The sequence below is a fragment of the Mycobacterium sp. NGS58 genome (assembly GCF_059812385.1).
Window position 1 is genome coordinate 203,919 of the sequence record NZ_JCALCO010000008.1, and the last position, 6,201, is coordinate 210,119.

Genomic DNA, 6,201 nt, shown 5'->3' on the forward strand with positions numbered 1-6,201 from the left:
GAACTTAGCTGCTGAGCGGTCGCTAGACCTCCAGCAGTTCGCCTTCTTTGTGCTTGACCAGTTCTTCGATCTGGGTGATGTATTGGTGGGTGGTCTTGTCCAGGTCCTTTTCGGCCCGGCCGACCTCGTCCTCGCCGGCCTCGCCGTCCTTGCGAATCCGGTGCAGCTCCTCCATCGCCTTGCGGCGGATGTTGCGCACCGAAACCTTGGCGTCCTCCCCCTTGCCCTTGGCCTGCTTGACCAACTCCCGGCGGCGTTCCTCGGTGAGCTGCGGCACCGCCACCCTGATCAGGGTGCCGTCGTTGGTGGGGTTGACACCGAGGTCGGAGTTGCGAATCGCCGTCTCGATCGCGCCCACCTGGCTGGCTTCGTAGGGCTTGATGACGACGAGGCGCGCCTCGGGCACGTTGATACTGGCCAGTTGCGTGATGGGCGTGGCCGCGCCGTAGTAGTCGATGACGATCCGCGAGAACATGCCCGGGTTGGCGCGCCCGGTCCGGATGGTCGACAAGTCGTCGCGGGCAACGGCCACGGCCTTTTCCATTTTCTCTTCCGCGTCGAAGAGAGCCTCGTCAATCATGTACGCCGCTCCTCCTCAGTGCTGCGCTGCGCATCCTCGCACGCGCAAGTGATCGCGTCTTCGGTTCAGGTGGTGACCAGAGTCCCGATCTTCTCACCAGCGACCGCTCGGGCGATATTGCCATTGGTCAGCAGGTTGAACACCAGGATCGGCATGCCATTGTCCATGCACAGGCTGAACGCGGTTGCATCGGCCACTCGTAGTCCGCGGTCGATGACCTCACGATGGCTGATCGCGGCGATCAATTCGGCATCGGGATGCTGGCGGGGATCCGCGTCGAACACGCCGTCGACAGCCTTGGCCATCAGGACCACCTCGGCGCCGATCTCCAGGGCACGCTGCGCGGCCGTGGTGTCGGTGGAGAAGTACGGCAGTCCCATGCCGGCGCCGAAGATCACCACGCGCCCCTTCTCCAGGTGGCGTACGGCGCGCAGGGGGAGATAGGGCTCGGCGACCTGGCCCATGGTGATCGCGGTCTGGACCCGGGTGACGATGCCCTCCTTCTCCAGAAAGTCTTGCAGCGCAAGGCTGTTCATGACGGTGCCCAACATGCCCATGTAGTCCGAACGGGTGCGTTCCATGCCGCGCTGCTGAAGCTGCGCACCCCGAAAGAAGTTGCCACCGCCGATCACGACGGCGACCTGAACACCGTCGCGAACCACCTCGGCGATCTGCCGCGCCACCCGCGCCACGACATCGGGATCCAGGCCGACCTGACCGCCGCCGAACATCTCACCGCCGAGCTTGAGCAACACCCGCGAGTACCTGGCCCGGCTCGGCGCCTGGTCAGAACCCACTCCGTATTCCGGTGCAGGTGTCGATGCGCCGTTGCTGGTGGGTGCCGGCTCGGGCCCCGGAGCCGCCGAACCGGCGACTTGGGACTCCCTGGACTCCGTCATCAGACTCCTCGCATGAGAGTGCCATCCCGGGCGATCTCCATCCGGAACGGCATTTCACATCCTGCCTCATCGCAGCACAATGCGGTGTCGACGGGGTGCATTATGCGCATAGTTGGCGCGCCGGACCAATTTTCGAGTCTCTCGGTACCGAAATGCGCCCGGCACCAACGCCCTTTCTGCGGGGTCGCGTTTGAGCCACGGTTGGCATGGGAACCCGCATCAACGCGGCAGCAATATGCGGTCTCGAGCAATGAGGACCGGCCTCGCCGTATGACCGGGTGGATCGCTCGCGATCGCCGGTGAGCATTGGATCGCTCACAGTACGCCAACGAGGAGGAAGCATTTCCATGGCTGAAGAAAACAAGTCGGGACCTGCCGAAGCTGTGAAAGGCGTCGTCGAGGACGTCAAAGGAAAGGCCAAGGAGGCCGTAGGCGCGGTGGCCGGTCGTGATGACCTCACCCGCGAGGGCCAGGCGCAGCAGGACAAGGCCGACGCGCAGCGTGACGCGGCGAAGAAGGAAGCCGAAGCGGAAGCCGCGCGAGGCGGCGCCAAGGCGGCCGAGGAGCGTCAGAAGGACAACCAGTAGCGCGTCGAAGGCGAGGGGCCTGGTCCGTGGAAACGGACCGGGCCTTTCGTTTTCTCGAGGGTCCCACCAGTGCCGACCGCAGTTTTGCATAGCAAATGCATAGTTTTTGGCGGGATGGGTACCCACGCCTAGCGCTGTACGACATCTCCGCAGAGGTGTGTACGGACCGGGGGGGAACCGGGACGTCACGAGGTTAGGAGATGCCGTTGGACGTGGTGGTGCTCACCGATGAGGATGACTTCGAATCGGCCTTACCGTTGTTGTCGACGTTCGCGCAGCCGATGCGCCGCACCACCCTGACGGCCGACACCGATGGACAGTGCGCCATGGCCGACATCGCGATCATCGATGCGCGCACGAACATGGCGATGGCTCAGGACGTCAGCCATCGACTGACGGCCGACAACCCCGGTACCGCTGTGGTGGCCCTGGTGGCACCGGCAGATTCCGCTGCCGTCGACGTCGACTCCAACTTCGACGACGTGATGCTGCCCGGCACCGGAGCCGAGGAGTTGCAGGCCCGGTTGCGCCTCGCGATCAGCCGCCGCCGCAGCGCGGTCGACGGCACCCTTAAGTTCGGCGACCTGCTGCTACATCCAGCCAGTTTCACCGCGTCGATGGACGGCAACGACCTCGGTCTGACACTCACGGAATTCAAACTGCTGAATTTCCTTGTGCAGCATGCCGGTCAGGCATTCACCCGAACTCGCTTGATGCAAGAAGCATGGGGCTACGACAACACCGGCAAGGTGCGCACGGTCGACGTCCACATCCGGCGGCTGCGCGCCAAGCTGGGCGCCCGGCACCAATTCATGGTCGAGACCGTCCGGGGCGTCGGCTACCGGGCCGCGACGCCGCCGCAACCGGAATGGGTCGTCACCGACTCGAGGCTGACGCCGATCTGGAGCTCGAGCAGGACGCCCGCGCGGGCCTGACGCACCCGGGACCACGACGCTTATGGCGGGTATCAGCCGAAGAACGGGAATGCACGCTTGCGCGCCAGCGCATCCATTCCGTCCTGGATGGCGCCTTGCACCTCGTGATACTTACGGTCGACGTATTGGGCGTCGTCCGCCCGCTCGGGATCGCTGTCGAGTTCCACGGGGGGCATGAACCGGGTCCTGATCTTGGCCGGCAGGGGCAACTGCGGAAGCGCCGCCGGTGCGATTCCCCACGGCAACGAGACGGCCAACGGAAATACCTTGAGGCGCAGGATCCGGTCCAGGCGCAGGGCTTTCGACAACCGGTCGCCGCGGATCAGCACGGGCATCGCGTCAGCGCCGCCGACGGTCGCGATCGGCACGATCGGCACGCCGGCTCGGATCGCCATCTTGACGAAGCCGGTACGCCCCGCCAGGTTGGCCTGATCGCGCTCGGTCCACGGGCGCAACGAGTCCACTTCCCCACCGGGCCACAGCGCCACGTCACGCCCCTCCGCCAATGCGGTGGCGATCGCGTCGGGGGCGGCAGGCAACACTCCCATCGATCGGAAGTAGCGCCCGAACAACGGAATTGCCATCAACGCATCGTGCGCGGTGCCGTGCAGGGGGCGCTCCTGCCCGAACCGGCGCCACCATTGCAGGCCAACGGTCCAGGCATCCCAGACGAACGGGGCCCCGGAGTGAATCCCCACCAGCAGCGCCGGTGGCTTCTCCGGAATGTTCTCCCAGCCGTCGATCTCCATCCGAAACCAGTAATCCACCAGCACATTCCAGAGATATTTCTGTCGCTGCAAGGTGGTCTCATCCTGGCCCGAAAGATCCCATCGCGCCGCACGCTCGGCCACCCAGCCGCTCAGCCCGCCGGCTTGGTTGCTGCGTCGTTCCTCCATTGCCGCGCGGGCTTGTTCGGCCTGCCGCTTCGCTTGGGCGCGTACTGGCGCGGGCCTGTGATCCGGGTTACTCATGCCGTTCGAATACCCGATTCGGGCGCACACGATTCCCTCGAATGCAAATCTCCCCGCGCCACTCGCATGGCGCGGGGAGAATCTGCAGCCGGTTTACGTTGCGGCTCAGGTGTGCGCCGCCGGCGCGGGCGGAGCACCCGGGGCCGGGCTGTTCGGCGCCGCAGGCGCCGAGCCACCCTGCACGTTGGACGTCCACATCAGGACGTCCTGCATCCCGTCGTTGTAGACCACGCCGTTCGGCGGTGCGCCGGTCACGTCGAAGTACAGCGTGCCGGTGGCCTCATTACCCTGGGCGATCGGTGCCGGGTTGAGCCCGTTGGGAACCCCAACCTTGTCGATCACCCGGTAGTTCTGGCCGTTGGGCCCGCGGGCGATGAAATCGTTGACCATCGGCGTCACCAGCCCGCCATCCGACCTGGCGGTGACGTCGGCCTGGTACAGCGTGCCTTTCGGCGTGTAGCCAGGGATGGTTGCATTACTGGGCTGCAGATTGCTCACCGTGTAATTGGTGACCAACGGCCCATCGACAAGTTGTTCGCTGGTGCCGAACCCCTGAATGTTCGGCGCAGCAGAAGCGGGCGTCGCGAAAAGTGTTGCCACCGCAATTCCTCCGGCAGCGGCGGCTGTCGCGACGGCAGTCTTCGTGACCTTCATTGTCCATTCCTCTCGTGTCGAACAATTGCCCCCCGAAAGGGCATGGCGATATACGCAGCAAATAGCCAATGGGCCGCAGACTTAAACATCTGCACGCATAACCGCCGGTTAACCGCGAAAATTGACTTGCATTGTCAAGCAGCAGCTTTCGCATCAGTGGATAACAACTGCACCATTACTCACAGCCGTCCCCGTGATTAGCTCGGGCGCTGACGGGTAGTCGGTCCGCTGGGGCCTTACCTGGCAATTGGCGAGTCAGGGGGCAAGCCGAACAGCCGCGAAGGGGGCAGCGACGTGCAACGCGGAAACTCCAAGCACGGTTCGCGCGAGGACGACGCGCTCAAGGAAGAGCTGGAAGGCACGGTTCGCGGCAACAGATCCAGTCGTAGCGAGGAATGGCGCGACCCCGAGCCGCCTGCCGACGACGATCCGGATGTGCCGACGGCGGGCCCCGTGCCGGGCGAATCGTAAAGCGTTTGGCCGGTTGAAGTCTGAACGTCGCGCGGCCTTCTGAAATGTGAATTGCAAATATGAACCCGTAAAGGAAATCGCATGGGCTTTGTGGCACAACAACAATCCGTCCCCGGTGTACAGGCCCAGATGGACCCGATTCCTGATTGTGGTGAAAACAGTTACCAGGGCTCAGGGAAGCTGTTGGGCAAAAAGGCGATCATCACCGGCGGCGACAGCGGCATCGGCCGCGCGGTTGCGATTGCATTCGCGCGAGAAGGCGCCGACGTGCTGATCGCCTATCTCAACGAAGATGACGACGCGCGCGACGTCGCCCGTTATGTCGCGAATGCGGGCCGCAAATGCGTACTGGCGCCGGGCGACCTCTCCGATGCTGCGCACTGCCGCGCAGTCGTAGAACGGGCGGTGCAAGAACTTGGCGGCATCGACATTTTGGTCAACAACTCCGCCTATCAGATGATGCACAAGAGCCTCGATGAGATCAGCGACGAGGAGTGGGAGTACACCTTCTCGCTCAACATCGGCGCGTATTTCTACCTCGTCAAGGCGGCCGTGCCGCACATGCGCCCCGGCTCGTCGATCATCGGCAGCTCATCGGTCAATTCCGACACGCCCAATCCCACCCTGGCGCCTTATGCGGCGACGAAGGCGGCCATCGCCAATTTTTCGGCCAGCCTGGCCCAGCTGTTGGGCGACAAAGGAATTCGGGTCAACAGCGTGGCACCCGGGCCGATATGGACGCCATTGATCCCGTCGACCATGCCGCCGGACAGCGTGGAATCCTTCGGTGACAACGTGCCGCTCGGACGCGCCGGCCAGCCCGCCGAACTCGCTCCGATTTACGTGCTGCTGGCCTCCGATGACGCCAGCTACATCTCCGGGGCGCGGGTGGCGGTGACCGGCGGCCGACCGATCCTCTAGGTGGGCGATCCGTCGGGATCGCGTCGTTCCCGAGCGCTCAGCGGCTTGACGGTTGGCAGAAATCCGAATCAGCAAGAGAAACAATGGTTCTCGAAGATCACGGCGGTATCACGGGCGCCGGCTCCGTCGGGTACGTGGGCCCCACGCCGTTGGTGACCGTTGGATAGGGAGTCATCGGATACG

8 protein-coding genes are annotated in these 6,201 nt (G+C 64.3%); 4 read left to right on the forward strand and 4 right to left on the reverse strand.

Features of this window, described 5'->3' with window-relative positions; all coding sequences use genetic code 11:
• Positions 1-22: 22 nt before the first annotated feature.
• Positions 23-580 carry a ribosome recycling factor gene (gene frr / locus AC5Y4H_RS10685; protein WP_083065136.1) on the reverse strand — a complete coding sequence of 186 codons (558 nt, stop codon included), beginning with the start codon at positions 578-580 and terminating at the stop codon, positions 23-25.
• 65 nt (positions 581-645) lie between these two features.
• Positions 646-1,479 (reverse strand): UMP kinase, encoded by an 834-nt coding sequence (gene pyrH / locus AC5Y4H_RS10690; RefSeq protein ID WP_499981226.1) that lies wholly within the window; start codon positions 1,477-1,479, stop codon positions 646-648.
• A 347-nt stretch (positions 1,480-1,826) separates the two neighbouring features.
• On the opposite strand from pyrH, the gene mbp1 reads away from it, so the two are divergent.
• Both mbp1 and AC5Y4H_RS10700 read left to right on the forward strand, forming a co-directional pair.
• Positions 1,827-2,066 (forward strand): microaggregate-binding protein 1, encoded by a 240-nt coding sequence (gene mbp1 / locus AC5Y4H_RS10695; RefSeq protein ID WP_007775289.1) that lies wholly within the window; start codon positions 1,827-1,829, stop codon positions 2,064-2,066.
• 200 nt (positions 2,067-2,266) lie between these two features.
• Complete coding sequence (locus tag AC5Y4H_RS10700) at positions 2,267-3,001, forward strand: winged helix-turn-helix domain-containing protein (RefSeq protein ID WP_499981228.1); 735 nt, start codon at positions 2,267-2,269, stop codon at positions 2,999-3,001.
• Between the two features lie 32 nt (positions 3,002-3,033).
• Here the strand turns inward: AC5Y4H_RS10700 and AC5Y4H_RS10705 are convergent, their stop codons facing one another.
• A complete protein-coding gene (locus AC5Y4H_RS10705) occupies positions 3,034-3,972 on the reverse strand; it encodes a lysophospholipid acyltransferase family protein (protein ID WP_499981230.1) in 939 nt (312 codons plus the stop codon).
• Positions 3,973-4,077: 105 nt separating this feature from the next.
• Positions 4,078-4,626 carry an MPT63 family protein gene (locus AC5Y4H_RS10710; RefSeq protein WP_499981232.1) on the reverse strand — a complete coding sequence of 183 codons (549 nt, stop codon included), beginning with the start codon at positions 4,624-4,626 and terminating at the stop codon, positions 4,078-4,080.
• A 294-nt stretch (positions 4,627-4,920) separates the two neighbouring features.
• Here AC5Y4H_RS10710 and AC5Y4H_RS10715 point away from each other — a divergent pair, with 294 nt between their 5' ends.
• Together AC5Y4H_RS10715 and AC5Y4H_RS10720 are read left to right on the forward strand one after the other, a co-directional pair.
• On the forward strand, positions 4,921-5,097 hold the full coding sequence (locus AC5Y4H_RS10715; RefSeq protein ID WP_499981234.1) for a hypothetical protein: 177 nt from the start codon (positions 4,921-4,923) through the stop codon (positions 5,095-5,097).
• A gap of 81 nt (positions 5,098-5,178) precedes the next feature.
• Positions 5,179-6,018 carry an SDR family oxidoreductase gene (locus AC5Y4H_RS10720; RefSeq protein WP_499981236.1) on the forward strand — a complete coding sequence of 280 codons (840 nt, stop codon included), beginning with the start codon at positions 5,179-5,181 and terminating at the stop codon, positions 6,016-6,018.
• The last annotated feature ends 183 nt before the right edge of the window (positions 6,019-6,201 follow it).

What these genes read in the sequence shown, in the direction of transcription:
- frr (WP_083065136.1), bottom strand. Translation starts at nt 580, where the DNA reads ATGATTGACGAGGCTCTCTTCGACGCGGAAGAGAAAATGGAAAAGGCC.
- AC5Y4H_RS10700 (WP_499981228.1), top strand. Translation starts at nt 2,267, where the DNA reads ATGCCGTTGGACGTGGTGGTGCTCACCGATGAGGATGACTTCGAATCG.
- AC5Y4H_RS10720 (WP_499981236.1), top strand. Translation starts at nt 5,179, where the DNA reads ATGGGCTTTGTGGCACAACAACAATCCGTCCCCGGTGTACAGGCCCAG.
- AC5Y4H_RS10710 (WP_499981232.1), bottom strand. Translation starts at nt 4,626, where the DNA reads ATGAAGGTCACGAAGACTGCCGTCGCGACAGCCGCCGCTGCCGGAGGA.
- pyrH (WP_499981226.1), bottom strand. Translation starts at nt 1,479, where the DNA reads ATGACGGAGTCCAGGGAGTCCCAAGTCGCCGGTTCGGCGGCTCCGGGG.
- AC5Y4H_RS10705 (WP_499981230.1), bottom strand. Translation starts at nt 3,972, where the DNA reads ATGAGTAACCCGGATCACAGGCCCGCGCCAGTACGCGCCCAAGCGAAG.
- mbp1 (WP_007775289.1), top strand. Translation starts at nt 1,827, where the DNA reads ATGGCTGAAGAAAACAAGTCGGGACCTGCCGAAGCTGTGAAAGGCGTC.